The organism is Mesorhizobium sp. LHD-90 (genome assembly GCF_030929505.1).
Taxonomy (GTDB): Bacteria; Pseudomonadota; Alphaproteobacteria; order Rhizobiales; family Rhizobiaceae; genus Kumtagia.
Map to the genome: position 1 here is coordinate 273,877 of NZ_JAVFVV010000005.1, position 19,342 is coordinate 293,218.

Sequence of the window (19,342 nt, forward strand, 5' to 3'; positions counted from 1 at the left end):
TGCATTCGGGCGGCGGAGAGGAACAGGAAATGCAGGGGGTAAACCCGCGTCCCGGGTACGAGGCCGGCACGGGCCTGTCGAGCGATTCGGGGACTGACGGCGCCATGCGGCGGAGCGGCCGTTTGCGTGCCGGCAGGGCGGTTGCCGTTCTGCTCGGCGCCACCGCCATGTCGGCCTGCCTGCCGCTGATGCCGGCGCTTGCGCAATCGCAGGGCATGGGGATTTCGGTCAACACGGTCGAGGTCATCCAGCTCGCCGTCTTCGCCGGCATCATCGGCGCAGCGATGATTTCGGCCATCGTGATGATCCGCGAGCGCACCCGCACCGCCGCGGAAAATGTCGAGTTGCGGGCCCGTGTCGCCGATCTGAACGCCGCCGTGCAGCGTTCCGACGCCCTGCTCAACCTGCGCGACCAGCGTCTCGTCGTCTGGGCCAGCGACCGTCAGAAGGCGGATCTGGTCGGCGCGTTGCCGGCCGAGACCGGCGCCCCGGACGACCGCTCGGCTTTCCTGGCCTTCGGCCGCTGGCTGATGCCGCGGTCCGCCGCCGCACTTGACCACGCCATCATCGCGCTGCGCGAGAAGGCGGTGCAGTTCGACCTGACTGTCGAGACCAACACCGGCGTGCCGCTGGAGGTGCAGGGCCGCAAGACCGCCTCGCATGTCATCGTGCGCTTCACCAGCCTGTCGGAGAACCTGCGCGTGCAGGCGCGGCTGCGTCTGGAAAACCAGCGCCTGGCCGCCGACTACGACATCATGCTTGGCCTGATCGACGCGCTGAAGATGCCGTTCTGGCTGCGCGCCGGCGACGGTCGGCTGAAATGGGTGAACCGCGCCTATGCCGACGCCGTCGAGAGTCCGAGCGGCGGCGATGCCGTGCGCGACGCCAAGGAGTTCCTCGGTACGATCACCCGCGAATCGATCGCCACCCATCACCAGAAGAGCCGCGTCTTCGACCAGACGGCCTCCACCGTGGTCGGCGGCGATCGCCGCGTTTTCGCGGTGACCGACTTTTCCGCGGGCGAAGGCTCGGCCGGGCTCGCCGTCGACATCAGCGGCGTGCAGACCATCCGCGACGAGTTCGAGCGCACCGTGCGCAGCCACGCCGACACGCTCGACCAGTTGACCACGGCGGTGGCGATATTCGACACCAAGGAGAAGCTGCGCTTCTTCAACCAGGCGTTCCAGAAGCTGTGGGGCCTCGACGTCAACTTCCTCGAAAGCGCCCCCGACAACGCGCTGCTGCTCGACCGCCTGCGCAGCGACGGCAAGATCGCCGAGCAGCCGGAGTGGCGACGCTGGAAGGAGACGCTGCTCGAGGCCTACCGCGCCGTCGAGTCGCAGGAGCACTGGTGGCACCTGCCCGACGGCCGTACCGTCCGCGTCGTCGCCAATCCGCAGCGCAACGGCGGCGTCGCCTGGATATTCGAGAACCTCACAGAGCGCATGAATCTCGAAAGCCGCTACAACACGGCGGTGCGCGTGCAGGGCGAGACGCTCGACAATCTCGCCGAGGGCGTCGCCGTGTTCGGCCCCGATGGCCGCATCCGGCTGGCCAATCCCGCCTTCACCGCGCTGTGGAAGCTGCCGCCCGACATTGTCGCGCAGAAGATGCACATCTCCGCCGTTCAGCTCTGGTGCGACGCACTCGCCGTCGACAATCCGTGGCGCGATTTTTCCGCCGCCGTCACCGGCTTCGACGACGAGCGCCGAGACCGCCACGGCCAGGCCGAGTTGAAGAGCGGCGTCGTGCTGCGCTATGCCATCATCCATCTGCCGAACGGCCAGGTGATGATGACCTTCGTAGACGTCACCGACAGCGTGAATGTCGAGCGAGCCCTGCTCGACAAGAACGACGCGCTGCAGCGGGCCGACCGGCTGAAAAACGATTTCGTCCAGCACGTCTCCTATGAGCTGCGCTCGCCGCTCACCAACATCATCGGCTTCACCGAGCTGTTGTCGCTCCCCTCCACCGGCCCGCTGACGCCGCGCCAGCGCGAATATGTCGAGCACATCGGCTCATCATCCGCGGTGCTGCTCACCGTCGTCAACGACATCCTCGACCTCGCCACCGTCGACGCCGGCATCATGGAGCTGGAAATCTCCGAGGTGCGCATCGACCGCACGCTGGCCGCCGCCGCCGATCTGGTCGCCGAGCGGCTGGAGGAGCATTCGATCAGGCTGGAGATCGACACAGCGCAGGGCCCCGCCACCATCCATGGCGACGAGACGCGCATCCGCCAGATCCTTTACAACCTGCTCAGCAACGCTGTGAACTACGCGCCGGAATCGAGCACGATAAAGCTCGCCTGCCGCCGCACCGACGCTGGTGTCGAGTTTTCCGTGCATGACGACGGCCCCGGCATGGCGCCGGAAGTGCTGGACACGGTGTTCCGACGCTTCGAGCCGCGCATCAACGGCGGACGCAAGCGCGGCGCGGGGCTCGGTCTGTCGATCGTCAAGAGTTTTGTCGAGCTGCATGGCGGCTCGGTCCGCATCGAGACCGGCGCGGGAGCGGGCACCACCGTTATCTGCCTGTTTCCGTTCGTCCCGTCGGGCGTCCGCGCCGCGGCTGAATAGGTTTCATGACGGACCTTTCGCTCGAGCGCTTCCTCGCGGACGAGGCCGCCACCGCGCGGCTCGGCGAGGATCTGGCGGCCGCGCTGAAACCCGGCGACGTGCTGGCGCTTGCCGGCGATCTCGGCGCCGGCAAGACGACGCTGGCGCGCGCGCTGATCCGCGCCAGTGCCGGCGATCCCGAGCTCGAAGTGCCGAGCCCGACCTTCACCCTCGTGCAGAACTACGAGGGGCGCGTGCCGGTGGCCCATTTCGACCTCTACCGCCTCGGCTCGCCTGCGGAACTGGATGAGCTCGGCTTCGATGAGGCATTGGCCGAGGGGGCTGCGTTGGTCGAATGGCCGGAGCGCGCCGAGAACCGCCTGCCTGCCGCCACCGTCAGGGTGGAGTTGCGGCACGAAGGCGATGGCCGCCGTGCGGTCCTGTCCGGTTCAGGTCCGGCCTTCGACCGCCTCGCCCATTCGCTCGCCATCCGCGATTTTCTCGGCGCCGCCGGCTATGGCGAGGCGCGCCGCGTGCCGTTTCCCGGCGACGCCTCGGCGCGCGCCTACGAGACCGTCTACGCCGACAATCAGCCGCCGCGCGTGCTGATGAACTCGCCGCGTCTGGTGCTCGGTCCGCCGGTGAAGGACGGCAAACCCTATGCGGTGATCGCGCATACCGCCCAGACCGTTGCGGCCTTCGTCGCCATGGACAAGGCGCTGCGCGAGCGAGGGATCGCCGCCCCCGAAGTGCTGGCCTCCGAGCTCGACAAAGGTTTCCTGCTGCTGGAGCATCTCGGCGACGGCCGTTTTCTGGACGCCGAAGGACGGCCCGTCGCCAGCCGTTACGCCGCCGCCGGGGAATTGCTGGCGATGCTGCATCGAAAGCCCTGGCCCGACCGGCTCGACGTCGCGCCCGGCATCGTTCACGACGTGCCGCCCTTCGACCGCGACGCGCTGACGATCGAGGTCGAGCTGCTGATCGACTGGTACGTGCCGTGGAAGACGGGCAGGCCCGCCGACGCTACCCTGCGCGAAAACTTCGCCGGCGCCTGGAATGTGGTCTTCGATCACCTCGACCGCGCCGAGCGCGGCATCGTGCTGCGCGATTTCCACTCGCCCAACATCGTCTGGCGGCCGAAGCGCAAAGGGTTCGACCGTCTTGGCATTCTTGACTTTCAGGACGCCATGATCGGCCCGTCGGCCTACGACGTCGCCTCGCTGGCCATGGACGCCCGCGTCACCGTGCCGGAAGACGTCGAGCGCGCGACGGTCGCCGCCTATGTCGCGGCGCGGCGCGCGGCGGGCGGCTTCGACGAGGCCGGTTTCTGCGAGGCCTACGCGATCACCGCGGCGCAACGGAACACAAAAATCCTCGGCATTTTCGTGCGGCTGGATCGCCGTGACGGCAAGCCGGCCTATCTAAGGCATTTGCCACGCATTCGGGCGTATCTGCGCCGGGCGCTGGTGCATCCGGCGCTGGCGCCGGTCGCCGCTCTCTATACAGCGCACGGCCTGCTCGCGGAGGACAAATGACGGCTCCCAAGACAGCCATGGTGCTGGCCGCCGGGCTTGGCGTCCGCATGCGGCCGATCACCGACACCATGCCGAAGCCCCTCGTCAAGGTTGCCGAAAAGACCTTGCTCGACTGGGGACTGGACAGTCTTGCCGAGGCGGGCGTCGAGACGGCCGTGGTCAACGTCCACTACCTGCCGGACCAGATCGTCGCGCATGTCGCCTCGCGGCAAAGGCCGAAAGTCGTCATTTCCGATGAGCGCGACGGATTGCTGGATTCGGCCGGCGGCATTGTGAAGGCGCTTGAGACGCTCGGGCCGGAGCCGTTCTTCATCCTCAACGCCGACACGTTCTGGATCGATCGCGGCGCGCCCAACCTGACGCGGCTGGCCGAGGCGTGGGACGAAGAACGCATGGATATTCTGATCATGCTCTCCGATCTCGCTTCGGCGACGGGCCACAGCGGTGGCATCGATTTCCTGCGCGACTCCGATGGCCTGCTGAGGCGTGCCGCCGGTGCCTTGTCCGGCTTCATCTATGCCGGCGCGGCCATCGCTCATCCAAAACTCTTTGCCGGCAAACGGATCGAAAAAACCTCGTTGAACCGTTATTTCGACGACGCCATCGCGGTAGGCCGCTTCTTCGGCATGCCGCTGGAGGGGAGCTGGATCACCGTCGGCACGCCCGATGCCATCGCGCCGGCGGAGGAGGCGGTGAGGAGGGCGCGTGGAGAGCGGGCATAACCCTGGCGCCTGGTCCGTTGCCGCTTTGATGCGGGCCGAGTTGACGTTAGGCTGCAAGTCGCGAATCCGACATGTTGCGACCTGCCCGCCAGCCTGAACCACCGATGTCCTACGCTGCTCCCCGCGTCCTCTCCATTCCGCCCGGCGTTCGGTTCCTGCCGGCGCTGGCGGAGGCGCTGGTCGACGGCCATCTGGTGCCGGATTTCCGGCCGGGTGCCGACCCGCTGGCGCTGGCCGACGTTACCATCTACGTCCCGACCCGCCGCGCCGCGCGCGAGCTGCGCACCATCTTCGTCGAGCGCACCGGCGGCCGGTCGGTCATCCTGCCGACGGTGCGTCCGCTCGGCGAATTCGACGAGGATGTTTCCTCCTTCCTCGACGCCGACCCCGCCGCGCTCGATCTGGTGCCGCCGATCTCCTCCGTCGACCGTCTGCTGCTGCTCGCTCCGCTGGTGCAGCGCTGGAAGAAGAATCTGCCCGCCCATGTCGCTGCGAAATTCGCCGAGGAGGTGGTCGTGCCCGCCTCGGCGGCGGATTCGCTGTGGCTGGCGCGCGACCTCGCTGCGCTCATCGACGAGGTCGAGACCGAAGGCGCCGCCTGGTCGAAACTGGCCGGCCTCGTCGACGGCGACCTCGCGGCCTGGTGGCAGGTGACGCTGGATTTCCTCGCCATCGTCACCGAGCACTGGCCGGGCATTCTGGCCCTACGCGGCCGCTCCGATCCGGCTGCGCACCGCAACGCACTGATCCGCGCCGAGGCGGAGCGCCTGAAGGCGCATCCCCCCGCCGGTCCCGTCATCGCCGCCGGCTCCACCGGTTCCATTCCCGCCACCGCCGCGCTGCTTGCGGCGATCGCCCGCCTGCCGCGCGGCGCAGTGGTGTTGCCGGGCCTCGACCGCGCCATGGACGAGGCGTCCTGGAAGGTGGTGACCGCCCCGGCGCCGGAACCGGCGGTGCTCGGCCATCCGCAATTCGGCCTGGCAAAGCTGCTTGGACGGATCGGTGTGTTGCGCGCCGATATCGAGGATGTGGCTGCCCCATCCGAGGCGCTCGCGGCACGCGCCAAAATCGCCGGCGAGGCGTTCCGTCCGGCGGCCACCACGGATTTGTGGGCGTCAGGGCGTGGTGTCTTTGCCGATGGGGACGTTGCCGTTGCCTTGGGGGGCGTCTCGCTGGTCGAGGCTGCGAACGAGCGCGACGAAGCGGCGGCGATTGCCATCGCGCTGCGGCTGGCGGTCGAGGCGCCCGGCAAGACCGCGGCGCTGGTCACCGGCGACCGCGACTTGGCGCGGCGCGTTTCGGCCGAGCTGCTGCGCTTCGGAATCCGCGCCGACGATTCCGGCGGCACGCCATTATCGGGTACACCGCCGGCTGCCTTGCTGACGCTGATGCTGCGCGCCGTCTTCCAGCCCGGCGATCCCGTGCCGGTGCTGGCGCTGCTGAAGCACCCACTGCTGTCGCTCGGCCTCGGCCGGGCAAAGGTGCGGCGCGCCGTCGAGGTCATCGAGCTTGTGGCCCTGCGCGGCGGTTATGGCCGGCCGGAAATCGCCACGCTGGCCATGTTGTTTGAGGAGCGGCTGGCGGAGCTTGCGGGCGACAGGCGCGCGCCATTCTGGTTCGCGCGCCTCTCCGCCGGCGATCTCGAGCAGGCGCGCGCCGTGCTGGCCGCGCTCGGCGAGGCGCTGGCCGGCATCCGCCGGGAGGCGGCCGGCGAGGGTGAAGCGCCGCTGTCGCGCATTGTGAAAACCTCGGTGGTCGTGGTTGAAAATCTGGTGCGCGGCGCTGACGGCGGGCTGGACGCGTTCTATTCCGGCGATGCCGGGCAAAAACTGGCGGAGTTCCTGCGCGGCCTGGTCGGCGCCGATGCGGAATTCGCTTTCCCGCCGCGCGAGTGGCCGGATGTTTTCGACGCGCTGATCGGCCCGGAGACGGTCAAGCCGGCCTTTGGCTCGGACAGCCGCGTCTCGATCTGGGGCGCACTGGAAGCGCGCCTGCTGTCGCCCGATACGCTGGTGGTGGGCGGACTGAACGAAGGCGTGTGGCCACGCAAGGCGGTGTCCGACCGTTTCATGTCGCGTGTGATGAAGGCGGGCATCGCGCTGGAGCCACCGGAGCGCCGCATCGGCCAGTCGGCGCATGATTTCCAGATGGCGCTGGGCATCGAAAACCTGGTGCTGACGCGTGCCGCGCGCTCGGGCGACGCGCCGGCCGTCGCCTCGCGCTGGCTGCAGCGCATCCTCACCTTCGCCGGGCCGGGCGAGGCCGCGAAGATGCGGACGCGTGGCGGCCAACTGCTTGCCTGGGCGCGCGCGCTGGATCTTCGCCCGGAGGAAGAGCTGGCCGCCCGTCCGAACCCGAAACCGCCGGTCGCGGTGAGGCCGAAGCACTTTTCAGTCACCGAGATCGAAACCTTGCGCCGTGATCCCTATGCGATCTACGCGCGCCGTATCCTCGAGCTATTCCCGGTCGATCCGCTGGTGCGCGATCCCGGAGCGGCCGAACGCGGCACGCTGTTCCACGAAATCCTGCATCGCTTTTCGGCGTCCGGCGTCGATCCCGCGTCACCCGAAGCGCTTGACACGCTGCTCACGACCGGCCGCGCCGGCTTCGCCGCGTTCGAGCTTCCCGACGACGTGTCGGCCGTCTGGTGGCCGCGCTTCGAGCGGCTGGCGGCCAATGTCGTCGCCTGGGAGGCAGGCCGCGCCGATTCCGTCCTGACGCGCCTGCCGGAGCTGCGCGCCGCCCACACTCCGGTCGGCCGCACCGGCGTCACGCTCTCGGGTTATGCCGACCGCGTCGATCTTTTGCCGGCAAACATGGCGGACATCCTCGACTACAAGACCGGCTCGTCGCCCTCGAAGATCCAGGCCCACCGGCTGATCGCGCCCCAACTTGCGCTTGAAGCGGCGCTGCTCAGGCGCGGGGCTTTCGCCGATATCGGCCGCCGCGAGCCCGCCGACCTCGCCTACATAAGGCTGAAGCCCAATGGCGAGGTCGTGCCGGAATCGGTTCTGGAGATTCGCGGCAGCGTCCGCTCCGCCGCCGATCTCGCCGAGGATTCCTGGGCGCGGCTGGAACGCCTGCTCGACCACTATGCGCTGCCCTCGGCCGGCTACCTGTCGCGCGCGCTGCCGTTCCGCGAGGGCGACATGGAAGGCGACTACGATCATCTCGCCCGTGTGCTCGAATGGTCGGCCGGCGGCGAGGATGCGGCGGAGGCGGGCGAATGAAACGCGTCTACCCCGTCCCCGAAGCCACGAGACTGTCGCAGGCCACCGCCTCTGACCCGCGCAATTCGGCCTGGGTGTCGGCCAATGCCGGCTCGGGCAAGACGCATGTGCTGTCGCAGCGTGTCATCCGGCTGCTGCTCGAAGACACCGACCCGTCGCGCATCCTCTGCCTGACCTACACGCGCGCCGCCGCCGCCAACATGTCGAACCGCGTGTTCTCGACGCTGTCGGAATGGACGATGCTTGGCGACGAAGCCCTGGCTGAGAAGATCGAAACGATGGAGGGCGAAAGGCCGGGCCGCGAGAAGCTGGCGCGCGCGCGCAGACTGTTCGCCCGGGCGCTGGAGACGCCGGGCGGCTTAAAAATCCAGACCATCCACGCCTTCTGCGAATCGGTGCTGCACCAGTTTCCGCTGGAGGCCAACATCGCCGCGCATTTCGATATGCTCGACCCGCTGATGGAGGAAGCACTGTTCGGCGCCGCCAGGCGCGAGCTACTCACCGGCGCGATGGGCGCCGACCATCCCGACCTGCAGGAGGCTTTTGCCGCCGTGCTGGCGCGCGGCGGCGAGGCCGGGCTCGACACGCTGCTCACTGAAATCCTGCGCGACCGCGACGGGTTGCGGCGTTTCATCGACGCGGTCGCCGTCGACGACCCGCCCTATGCCGGCCTGTTCGCCGAATTCGGCTTCGAGCCCGGTGAGACCGCGGCTTCCGTCGCCGCGACGGTGTGGCCGCTGCGCGGTTTTCCGCCCGCCTATATCGACGCCTTCGCCCAGACGGCGGAAGCCTTGGACGCCCGCCGCGCGCTGGAACGCATCGTGCCCGCCACGCGCGCCGCCATGGCCGAGACCGATCCGGAGCGGCGGCTGAAAATCCTCGCCGAGGGTTTTTTGAGCGGCAAGGGCGAGCCCTACAGCCTCTCTTGGCTGTTCAACAAGGCGCTGCTTTCCGGCCTGCCGCGCCTGCCAGAGCGCTACGAGGCCGCGTGCGAGGCCATCGTCACGGCCCTCGACCGCCTCGCCCATCTGCGCCTGGTCGAAAACACCCGGGCCGCGCTCACCATCGCAGACTGGTTGATCGGCCGTTACGAGCAGTTGAAGACCGGCCGCGGTTTCCTCGACTTCAACGACCTGATCACCCGCACCGTGCGCCTGCTCGCCCGCCAGGATGCCGGCCCCTGGGTGCTCTACAAGCTCGACAAAGGCATCGACCATATCCTGATCGACGAGGCGCAGGACACCAGCCCCGACCAGTGGAGCGTGGTGCGCCGCCTGGCGGAGGAGTTTTTCGCCGGCGCCGGCGCGCGCGACCATGTTCGACGCACCGTCTTCGCCGTTGGCGACGAAAAGCAGTCGATCTACTCATTCCAGGGCGCCGCCCCCGAAGCTTTCGCCGAGAGCGGGCACGCTTTTTCGGAAAGAGTGCGCGGCGCGGCCGGCCGCTTCGAGCATGTCAGACTGAACCTCTCCTTCCGCTCCACCGACGACGTGCTCGCCGCCGTCGACCGCGTCTTCGCCAACGAGCAGGCGCGGCGCGGTCTGACCTTCGCCGGCGATCCGGTCGAGCACGCCGCCATCCGCGCCGGGGCGCCGGGTTATGTCGAATTGTGGCCGTCGCTCGGCGCCGACACGGTCGAGGAGCCGGACGACTGGACGACGCCCATCGACCACGCCACCGCGCCCGCCGTGCGGCTGGCCGAGACCATCGCGAAAACCGTCGACCGCTGGCTGAAGTCCGGCGAGGTGATCGAGGGCAGCGGCAAGCGGCTCGGCCCGGGCGACGTGCTGGTGCTGGTGCGCAAGCGCGGCAGTTTTGTCAACGCGCTGGCCAAGAGCCTGAAGGACCGCCACATCCGCGTCGCCGGTGCCGACCGGTTGAGCCTGCCGGCCCATATAGCGGTCAAGGACATGATCGCGCTCGGTCGCTTCGTGCTGCAGCCGGAGGACGACCTCTCATTGGCCGCGCTGCTAAAGAGCCCGGTCTTCGGCCTCTCGGAGGAGGCGCTGTTTGCGCTCGCCGCCGGCCGCGCCGAGGGCGTGTCGCTCGCTGAATCGCTGCAAAGCCGCTCCTCGGCCGATTCGGCCCTTGCCGGTATCGCCAAAACCCTGGAGCGTTGGGCCAGCGAGGCCGCCTTCCGCCGCCCCTTCGAGTTTTACTCCGGCGTGCTCGGCCGCGACGAGGTGCGGTCAAAAATGATCGCCCGGCTCGGCCAGGAGGCCGGCGACATTCTCGACGAGTTTCTGAATTTCGCGCTGGCGCAGGAAAAGACCGGCCTGCCCGGCCTGGAAACCTTCCTCGCCACGCTGCAGTCGGCGGCGCCCGAGATCAAGCGCGAGATGGACCAGACCCGCGACGAGGTCCGCATCATGACCGTGCACGCCGCCAAGGGGCTGGAAGCGCCGGTGGTGTTTCTTGTCGACGGCGGCTCGCAGCCATTCAGCGCCCAGCACCTGCCGCGGCTGATCCCGTTCTCGCCCAAGGGCGATCTGGCCGGCACGCCCGGCTATCTCTGGCGCGCGCCGGGCGAAACGCCGGCCGCCTTCGTCCGGGGCATAGAGGCCGGCATAGGCGGCCGCGCCGACGACGAATACCGCCGTCTGTTGTATGTCGGCATGACAAGGGCGGAAGACCGGCTGGTCGTCTGCGGTTTCCACGGCCGCCGCCCGCCGCCGCCCACATCCTGGCATTCGCTGGTCGCCGGCGCGCTTGCCGGGGCACCCGGAAGCGCCGAGCTGGACCACCCGGTCGCCGGCAAGGTCTTGCGGTTCCGCCGGAACGGTGGCGAGGGTTTCGCGCCGGAGGCGGCCACCGAGGCGGAGGAGGCTCCCCCGGCGATCCTCCCGTCCGCCCTGCTGGTTCCGTTGCCACCGGACAAGACCCTGCCGCGCCCGCTGGCGCCCTCCGGCGCCTCGTCGCTGCTGGTCGAGGCAGAGGAGGTGGTGGTTTCCGGCCGCTCGCCGGTGCTCGACGCGGACGAAGAGCCCGGCTTCGCCATTGCGCGCGGAAACGTGCTGCACAAGCTGCTGCAAGTGCTGCCCGACATGGAGGCGATGGTCCGCGAAGGAGCCGCCCGCCGTTATCTCGACCGCGCCGCCGCCGACTGGCCCGCATCTGAGCGGGATGCGGCGCTGGCCTCGGTGCTCGCCATCCTCGACGCCGAGAATTTCCGGCCGCTGTTTTTGCCGGGCTCGCGGCCGGAGGTGGCGGTCATGGGCGAGCTTGAGGTGCGCGGGCAAAGGCGTGCCGTCTCGGGCAAGATCGACCGGCTGGCGGTCACCGACCGTGAGGTGATGATCGTCGACTACAAGACCAACCGCCCCGCCCCGCGCGACCCCGCGGCGGTGCCGCCGGCTTACGTGGCGCAGCTCGCGCTCTACCGGGCGCTGCTCAGGCCGATCTACCCGGACAAGACCGTCTCTGCCGCGCTGCTGTTCACCGAGGCGCCGCGCCTCATCGTTCTGCCGGCGCAAGCCATGGACGAGGCCCTTGTCCGACTCACCAAGGCGTGAAACAACCGGTGCTTGACTGGCGGCGCCTGAGCCACCACATCTTGTGCAAGCTTGAACCGAAAGGATAGTTTTGATGGCCACCGTCAAGGTCGACAAGAACAATTTCCAGGCCGATGTGCTGGACGCCAAGGCGCCGGTCGTCGTCGATTTCTGGGCCGAATGGTGCGGTCCGTGCAAGATGATCGGCCCCTCGCTGGAGGAGATCTCGACCGAACTCGCCGGCAAGGTGAAGATCGCAAAACTCAACATCGACGAGAATCCGGAGCTAGCCGCCCAGTTCGGCGTGCGCTCCATTCCGACGCTGATGATCTTCAAGGGCGGCGAAGTGGCCGACATGAAGGTCGGCGCACTGCCGAAGACGGCGCTGTCGCACTGGATCAACGGCGCCGTCGCCTGATCCGATCCTTCTCTCCACCTGACCGAGCCCGGCCTTCGCGCCGGGCTTTTTTATGCCCGCCCTTATCCCCTTGGTCCGAAGGGGCCGTTCCACATTTATTGGTTGGCGAAGACCTGGTCCCACGCCTCGACGGCGGCTGCGGCTCGCTCGCCGACGGCGGCGGCGCTCAAACCCGGCTTATAGAGGCTGGAGCCGAGGCCGAAAGTGCGCACGCCGACCTTGGCGTAGGCGGCGAAGTCGGCTTCCGACACGCCGCCGACAACGCCCACCGTGGCGTCGGCCGGCAGCACCGCGCGGATCGCGGCGATGCCGCCCGGTCCCAGAACGCTTGCCGGAAAAAACTTCAGCGCCGACGCGCCGAGGCTGAGGGCTTGGAACGCCTCTGTCGGCGTGAACACGCCGGGCATCGTCACCAGGCCATGTCTGGCTGCCTGGCGCATCACGTCGGCATCGATGTTGGGGCTGACCAGCAGCCGCCCGCCCGCAGCGTGCAGCCGGTCGACCTCTCCGGCCTTCAGCACCGTGCCGGCGCCCAGCAACGCGCCCGGTAATTGTCGTGCAACAGCCTCGATCGAACGAAACGGATCGGGCGAGTTGAGCGGAACCTCGATCGCCTCGATCCCAGCGTCGTAAATAGCGGAGGCGACGTCCACTGCCTCCTCGGGCTTCAGTCCTCGCAGGATGGCGACGAGGTTTCTTTGCAGTTTGGGAAACGGCATGCTCATGCAACGTCCTTCGAACCCATCATGCCCAGATGCCGTGCTGCCTCCGTCAGTCCGGCGCGGACGGCGTCGTCGGCATCGGCAACCATGACGTCGAAGCCCGCGAGCCCGAGCGCTGTTTGATACAGATCGCTCATGCTCCCCGAGGCGATCAGCACGACCGACCCGCCTTGCGTCAGGAACCGAGCCTTGGCGGCGGAGATCTCGGCGCCGATCAGCATGCCCGACAAGGCGGCCGCCGCATCCGCCGGCTGCAGGCCCTGCAGCAACGTCGCGGCGCGAATGCGGAACAGCGACGTTTCGACCGGCCCCGGCGCGGCCAGGGCGTTCGCGCACCAGGTTTCGAAGGCGGTGCTGCCTGCAGCGACTTTTGCGTCCCGCCCGATCGAATGTCTTAGGATCGACTGCGTGGACAAAACGGAGAAAAGCTCTCCCGTCATGAAGGTCTGAAAGGCCTTGACGGCGCCGTCTGCCAGTTCGACCCATTTGGAATGGGTGCCTGGCATGCAGACGAGATGACGGCCGGAGCCGAGTGTCGCCACCGCGCCGGCAAGCTGCGTCTCCTCGCCGCGCATGACGTCCGGCGCAGAAGGGTCGCGTTGCGCCAGGCCGGGCACGATGCGGATGTCGCGCGCCGTTCCCGCGACACGGACCGCCGCGCCGAAAATGTCGGCGAGCGAAACCGGCACGGTGGTATAGGGCGCCTCGACCCAGCCCTGGCGCGAGCCCACCATGCCGCAAAGAATGGTCGGCAATGTCGGCGGCGCACCCATGTCGGCAAGCTGCCGCTCAAGAATCTCGGCAAAACGGTCCGGCTGGGCGGCGAGCAGTCCCTCGTCGCTACGGCGCTCGGCGAGCACGTTTCCGGTGCGGTCGAGAAGCCAGACGCGCAGGCGCGTGGTGCCCCAGTCGGCCGCGGCGATCGCAGGGATCGCGGCGCTGCTCACAAGAAACCTCCATCGACGATCATGGTCTGCGCGGTCAGCATGCGCGAGGCGTCGGAGGCGAGGAACAGGCAGGGGCCGACCATGTCCTGCGGCTTCATCACCTCGCGGATGCACTGGCGTCCGACATGCGTGGCCAGGGTTTCGTCGGTCACCCACAGGTCGCGCTGGCGCTCGGTGATGACCCAGCCCGGAGCGATCGCGTTGACGCGGATGTTCCACGGCCCCAGCTTGCCGGCCAGCCCCTTGGTCAGCCCGATGATGCCGGCCTTGGCGGCGGTGTAGGACGGCATGTCCGGGTGGTTGATCAAGAACGAGGTCGAGGTGAAGTTGATGATCGAGCCGCGCCCCGCCGCGCGCATGCCCGGCGCGACCGCCTGGGCGGTGAAGAAATGCGGCCTGAGATTGATCGCCTGGTTGTCGTCCCAATAGTCGAGCGACACGTCGGCAATGTCGTGCCGCTCGTCGAAAGCGGCGTTGTTGATAAGCACCGTCGCCGCGCCATGCGCCGCTTCCGCCTGCCGGACGGCGTCGCGCAGCGCTTCGATGTCGCGCAGGTCGCAGCGGATATAGAGCGGCGTCGCGCCATGGGACGAGGCTATCCGGTCACGCAGCGTCTCGCTCGGGCCGTCTGCGATGTCGATGAAGGCGACGCGCGCGCCTTGCGCGACAAATCCCTCGGTGAGGGCGGCGCCGATGCCGGAGCCGCCGCCCGTGATGAGAACGGCCGCCCCCTCGAGGTCGGCATATTTGGCCGGATGCAACATGAAAAGCTCTTCAGGCTGGATGGCTGGCGGTCATTCCCATAGACCGGGCGCTGGCCGAGCGCGACAGAAATCTGCTGCAGGCACCGCGTTGCGGCGCGCCGCGGAGGCCGAAATTCAGGATGCGGCCGCGAGCGCCGTGCCGCGAAGGGTGTCGCGCAGCAGGCCGAGCGTGGTCTCGGCATTGGCAGGGCGACCGAACAGATAGCCCTGGCCGCCGCTGCAACCGAATTCGGTCAGCCGCGCCGCCTGCCCTTCCTTTTCGATGCCCTCGGCGATCGCTTCCATGCCGAGGCCCTCGCACATCGACAGGATGGCGCGGATGATGTGTTCGGACGGCCGATCGTCGAGGATGGACGAGACGAAGCTGCGGTCGATCTTGAGCTTGTCGAAATGGAACTCGCGCAGCCGGCCGAGCGACGAAAGGCCGGTGCCGAAGTCGTCCAGCGCGACGCGTATGCCGCAGCGGCGCAGATCCTCGACGATCTTGGCCGCGGACACCGGATCGTTCATCAGGCCGGTCTCGGTGATCTCGATCTCGAGGCGGCGCGGATCGAAACCGGTGCGGTCGAGGATGGCGAGGATATGCAGGCCGGTGTTCTGGTCGACCAATTGCGACGGCGACAGGTTGAAGGAGAGAAAGAGGTCCGACGGCCAGCTCCTTGCCGCTTCCGCCGCCTTGCGCAGAACCAGTTGCGACAGCGGCCCGATGAAGCCGCGCTCCTCGGCAATCGGAATGAAGATGGAGGGCGAGACGAAACCCAGGTCCCTGTCGGTCCAGCGGGCCAGCGTCTCGAAACCGCGGATGCGCCGTGTCGCCAGATCGATGATCGGCTGGAAATGCGGCTCGACCTCTCCGGAAGAAACCGCCCGGCGCAGCGCCTGCTCGATATGCGTCGCCCGCCTTGCCGCGGCTTCCATCTCGCGGGTGTAGACCACCACCTTGCCGCGGCCGGAACGCTTGGCGTGATAGAGCGCGGTCTCAGCCTTGTCGACGAGGATCTCGGTGGTCTCGTCGCCAGAATAGAACAGCGAGCAACCGACGGAGGCGGAGAGCCGGGCCGTGCGATCTCCGACGTCGTAGGGCGCCGACAGGATCTCGATCAGCATCCTGGCGCGCTCGGCGACGGCTTCCTCGGAAAATACCATTGGATAGAGAAAGGCGAATTCGTCCGGGCCGATGCGCGCCACGGTCGCGCCGCCGTCCATGGCCGCGCGCAGCCGCATCGCCACCTGGACGAGGATGTCGTCGCCCGATCTGCGGCCGAAAAGGTCGTTGATCGGCTTGAACCCGTCGAGATCGAGGATTCCGACGGCAAAAGGCGCGGGATCGTCCGCCCGATCGCTGATCAGCCGGTCTATCTTGTCGAAGAAGCGACGATGGTTGCCCAGTCCAGTCAGGGGATCGGTGAATGCCAGGTCAGCACTTTCGCCGCGGTCCGATCCGGGAGCGAAGGACGGCTGCATCAAAATTCCTATGCCATGCTAAAATCAAGAACTGAACGTCGCATCAAAACCTTGATGAAACGTATCGTCGCCCGAAGGCGCATGATCGTTCGGGCGGGTGCCGGACGCGGCGTCAATGGACGCGGTAGAGCAGAAGCGGTTGGCCGGACGTCTCCGCTATCGGCTCGAGCCAGGACGGAACGTTGCCTGCCACCAGCTCGGCCATGAAGCCGTGCGGTGCCCATCTTACGAACGACTTCGTCTCCCCGTTGCCCGGGCAGAAGGCAAGCAGGCCGACTTTCTCGCGCCGCATCACCGCATGCGCCTCCTCCGCTGTTCCCATGAAGGCGTCGAGGGTCGCGACGTTGCCTGCGATGTTGCGATGGTAGGGTCCGGCGAGAACGCGATGCGGCGTCGTGGCGATCATCGGCGCACCGAGATTGGAGATCGCCAGCACCGTCGTTGCCGGCTCTTGCGCCAGCCTGGCAAAAGTGGCGTCTGCGGTGCAGGTCAGCCGGCCCTTCTCGGCGCCCCGCGCGACGGTGTTCTGTTTGGGCGCGACCAGGTCGGCGATCGTGTGCGAGCCAGCGGCCCACACCAGCGGCAGCGAGACCAGCCAGGCAAGGACCATCCTGACCGCCGCCTTGCCGTCGCCTTGCCGCGCCTCGCGCCTTGCCGCCGCCACCATGGCCGCCAGCGCGATGATCGCGAAGGGCAGCGAGAAATTCGTGCCGCGTATCTGCCAGACGCTGACCGCCGTGGCGGCAAGCAGGAAGCCGAGAAGCATGAGTTCGGCGCGCCGCGCGCCGGCCTTGAACACCGTCATGGCAAGCAGGCCGATTGCGATGAGCGGCGTCACATAATTTTGGGCGACGTTCTCCGGCTGGCGCTCGAAGACGCGCCACAAGGGTTGCGCCTCGGTCACCGCATCCAGCCAGAAGTCCCGCAACCTCTGGTCGAGACCGGCATAGGGGTCGCCGAAGCATGACGGGGCAAGCAGGACGGCGGCGGCGCTGACGGCAACCGCCAGCACCAAAAGGCCGGCAAGCCGGGCCGGCAGACCCCTGGAGCCGGTGAAGGCTGCCACCGCCGTGAGGCCGAGACCGCCCAGGACGGCGATCACCCCCAGTCGAGCCGAATAGGCGTCGCATTGCGCGATCCACCATTCCGATGGCGGAACGGTCGTCACGAGCGCGAGGGCCGACGCGCCGGCAAAGCCGATCCCGAAGCCCGCGGCGGTGCCGTCGTCTCGGGGTGCCAGCAGGGTCGCGGCGGCGCAGAGGCCCGCCACCGCGACATAGGGCGCGGTCTCCATGCCGATCGCCAGCATGATGGCGGCGCAAATGCCAGCGCCAGCGGCCCGGCGCCTACCCGGCGCCAGAAGCAGCGTCACCGTGGCGAGCGCGAAAACGAGCTGGAGATTATGGTGATCGAGGGAGCGTGCGGTGAAGAGGCCGCCGCTGTTCAGCGTGATGGCGCCGATCACCAGCGCCGGGATCACCGTGTCGGGGCCGGCCAGCAGCCGCGCCGCCCGCACCAGCAGGAACAGCGCCGCGACGCTGAGCAAGACCGGCCATACGATCGCCGCCACGATTTCGCCGGTGGCCATGCTGCCGGTCAGCGCCGCCACCGCCAGCATGATCGCGGCCACCGGCGCGTCGACGATGCGCGACCAATGCATGACGAAGCCGCCTTCCGGGCCCATGCGATACTGGTGCAGGTCGAACCAGGGCTGCCCTCCCAGCCAGTCACGGATCTGCACCAGCCGCATCACGCTGTCGTTGTCGCCGCCGGAATCGAACAGGGTCGGAAAACCGCCTGCCGCCTGCGTGACGACCATCACCAGCGCCGCAAGCAGGCTTGCCGCCAGATCGGCCTTCCAGCCTTCGAGACGCGCCGCACGCGGCACGGCAAGCGTGGTTGCGTCATGCATGTCGAAGGCCCCGGTCAAATCCGCCGGCTTAAACCTAGCCTTAACGGCTTCAATAAATAGTAAAACGCCAAGGTGCGGAGGAACGCGGCCGGTCGCGGCACACTCCACCTGCCGGAGTTCCGCAATGCCTCCCAGCTCTCGTCCCGACCTGACGATCGCGATCCTCATTCCCTGCTACAACGAAGAACTGACCATCGGTGATGTCGTGCGGCGCTTCCGCGAGGCGCTGCCGGCCGCAACCGTCTATGTCTACGACAACAATTCCCGCGACCTGACCGCGCTGAAGGCGCGCTCGGCCGGCGCCGTCGTCATCCGCGAACCGCGCCAGGGCAAGGGCAATGTGGTCCGGCGCATGTTCGCCGACGTCGACGCCGATATCTACCTGATGGCGGACGGCGACGGCACCTATGCACCCGAGGACGCACCGCTGCTCATCAACACGCTGATCACCGAGCGCTGCGACATGGTGGTGGGTACGCGGCGCGGCGTGACAGCCGACGCCGGCCGTTCCGGCCACGCCTTCGGCAACCGGATTTTCAACCATCTCTACAAGCGTCTTTTCGGTCCCGACTTCACCGACATCTTTTCCGGCTACCGGGCCTTCAGCCGGCGCTTCGTGAAGAGTTTTCCGGCTGTCTCCGGCGGTTTCGAGATCGAGACGGAGATGTCGGTGCACGCCTCCCAGCTCAAGCTGCCGGTCAGCGAGATCGCGCTGGACTACGGCCGGCGGCCGGAGGGCTCGTCGTCGAAGCTCTCGACCTTCCGCGATGGCGCGAAGATCCTGTTCATGTTTACGATGTTGATGAAGGAGACGCGGCCCTTCCGCTTCTTCGGCGCCCTGTCGCTGATGTTCCTGGCGGCGGGTCTGGTCTTCATGGCGCCGGTGCTGATCGACTATTCCCGCACGGGCCTCGTACCGCGCATGCCGACCTGGATATTGTCGGTGAGCCTGATGCTGCTTTCGATGCTGATGGCTGTCACAGGAACCATCCTCGATTCCGTTTCCCGCGGCCGCGCCGAACAGAAGCGCATCGCCTATCTCGGCATGGGTTTCCTGCCGGCCAACCACGTCCGGATCGAAACCACCGGCAAGCCGGCCGCCAAAGGCAAGCGGGCGGCGTGACCCGCGTCGTCGGATTCCTGGTTGTCGGCGCCATCGGTTTCCTGGCGGATGCGGGCGTCCTCGCACTGCTGCTGGCGGCGACATCGCTGCATCCCCTGCCGGCGAGACTGGTTTCGATCGCCGTCGCGCTGTGCGTCACCTGGTTGCTGAACCGCAACATCACTTTCGGGCACAGTTCGCGCGGCGTCGTCGAAGAAGGCGCGCGTTATGGCGGCGTAGGCATCGCCACGAGCCTCATCAACTACGCGGTCTATTCCGCCTTGGTGCTTGCCCTGCCATTGCTGCCGCCGCTGGCCGCCCTTGCGGTGGCGTCCCTGGTGGCGACGGTGTTTTCCTTCCTGGGTTATTCGCGCATCGTTTTCGATCGGTAGTCGCACAGGGATTGTGCATACGGCGTCCGGCACCGTGCCGGCAATCGCGTGCAACTCCATTGACAGAATGCAACCGGCTGGCATT

At 67.8% G+C, this 19,342-nt stretch carries 13 protein-coding genes; 8 read left to right on the forward strand and 5 right to left on the reverse strand.

Features of this window, described 5'->3' with window-relative positions; genetic code table 11:
- Positions 1–29 precede the first annotated feature (29 nt).
- From RB623_RS09105 to trxA, 6 genes are all read left to right on the forward strand, one after another.
- Positions 30–2,579 carry an ATP-binding protein gene (locus RB623_RS09105; protein WP_308056459.1) on the forward strand — a complete coding sequence of 850 codons (2,550 nt, stop codon included), beginning with the start codon at positions 30–32 and terminating at the stop codon, positions 2,577–2,579.
- A 5-nt stretch (positions 2,580–2,584) separates the two neighbouring features.
- Positions 2,585–4,093 (forward strand): tRNA (adenosine(37)-N6)-threonylcarbamoyltransferase complex ATPase subunit type 1 TsaE, encoded by a 1,509-nt coding sequence (gene tsaE / locus RB623_RS09110; protein WP_308056460.1) that lies wholly within the window; start codon positions 2,585–2,587, stop codon positions 4,091–4,093.
- Positions 4,090–4,815: a nucleotidyltransferase family protein gene (locus RB623_RS09115; RefSeq protein ID WP_308056461.1), complete on the forward strand. Its 726-nt coding sequence runs from the start codon at positions 4,090–4,092 to the stop codon at positions 4,813–4,815. Before tsaE ends, RB623_RS09115 begins: the two co-directional genes overlap by 4 nt.
- A 104-nt stretch (positions 4,816–4,919) precedes the next feature.
- Positions 4,920–8,045, forward strand: a complete 3,126-nt coding sequence (addB, locus tag RB623_RS09120; RefSeq protein ID WP_308056462.1) for a double-strand break repair protein AddB — start codon at positions 4,920–4,922, stop codon at positions 8,043–8,045.
- Positions 8,042–11,557 carry a double-strand break repair helicase AddA gene (addA, locus tag RB623_RS09125; protein WP_308056463.1) on the forward strand — a complete coding sequence of 1,172 codons (3,516 nt, stop codon included), beginning with the start codon at positions 8,042–8,044 and terminating at the stop codon, positions 11,555–11,557. Before addB ends, addA begins: the two co-directional genes overlap by 4 nt.
- Positions 11,558–11,630: 73 nt before the next feature.
- The gene (gene trxA / locus RB623_RS09130) at positions 11,631–11,954 is read left to right on the forward strand and encodes a thioredoxin (RefSeq protein WP_308056464.1); all 324 of its coding nucleotides are present in this window, start codon (positions 11,631–11,633) and stop codon (positions 11,952–11,954) included.
- Between the two features lie 95 nt (positions 11,955–12,049).
- Here trxA and RB623_RS09135 read toward each other — a convergent pair whose 3' ends face one another.
- The 5 genes from RB623_RS09135 to RB623_RS09155 all read right to left on the reverse strand — a co-directional run bounded on the left by RB623_RS09135 (position 12,050) and on the right by RB623_RS09155 (position 17,763).
- Positions 12,050–12,679 (reverse strand): 2-dehydro-3-deoxy-6-phosphogalactonate aldolase, encoded by a 630-nt coding sequence (locus RB623_RS09135; RefSeq protein ID WP_308056465.1) that lies wholly within the window; start codon positions 12,677–12,679, stop codon positions 12,050–12,052.
- On the reverse strand, positions 12,676–13,623 hold the full coding sequence (locus RB623_RS09140; protein WP_308056466.1) for a 2-dehydro-3-deoxygalactonokinase: 948 nt from the start codon (positions 13,621–13,623) through the stop codon (positions 12,676–12,678). The genes RB623_RS09135 and RB623_RS09140 overlap by 4 nt, the downstream gene beginning before the upstream one ends.
- A complete protein-coding gene (locus RB623_RS09145; protein WP_308056467.1) occupies positions 13,620–14,387 on the reverse strand; it encodes an SDR family oxidoreductase in 768 nt (255 codons plus the stop codon). The genes RB623_RS09140 and RB623_RS09145 overlap by 4 nt, the downstream gene beginning before the upstream one ends.
- A gap of 114 nt (positions 14,388–14,501) precedes the next feature.
- Complete coding sequence (locus RB623_RS09150) at positions 14,502–15,851, reverse strand: EAL domain-containing protein (protein ID WP_308056468.1); 1,350 nt, start codon at positions 15,849–15,851, stop codon at positions 14,502–14,504.
- Positions 15,852–15,963: 112 nt separating this feature from the next.
- Positions 15,964–17,763 (reverse strand): GtrA family protein, encoded by a 1,800-nt coding sequence (locus RB623_RS09155; RefSeq protein WP_308056469.1) that lies wholly within the window; start codon positions 17,761–17,763, stop codon positions 15,964–15,966.
- A 124-nt stretch (positions 17,764–17,887) separates the two neighbouring features.
- Here RB623_RS09155 and RB623_RS09160 point away from each other — a divergent pair, with 124 nt between their 5' ends.
- Positions 17,888–18,886 carry a glycosyltransferase gene (locus RB623_RS09160; protein WP_308056470.1) on the forward strand — a complete coding sequence of 333 codons (999 nt, stop codon included), beginning with the start codon at positions 17,888–17,890 and terminating at the stop codon, positions 18,884–18,886.
- Entirely contained in the window at positions 18,883–19,257 is a 375-nt protein-coding gene (locus RB623_RS09165; protein WP_308056471.1) for a GtrA family protein, read from the forward strand. The genes RB623_RS09160 and RB623_RS09165 overlap by 4 nt, the downstream gene beginning before the upstream one ends.
- The last annotated feature ends 85 nt before the right edge of the window (positions 19,258–19,342 follow it).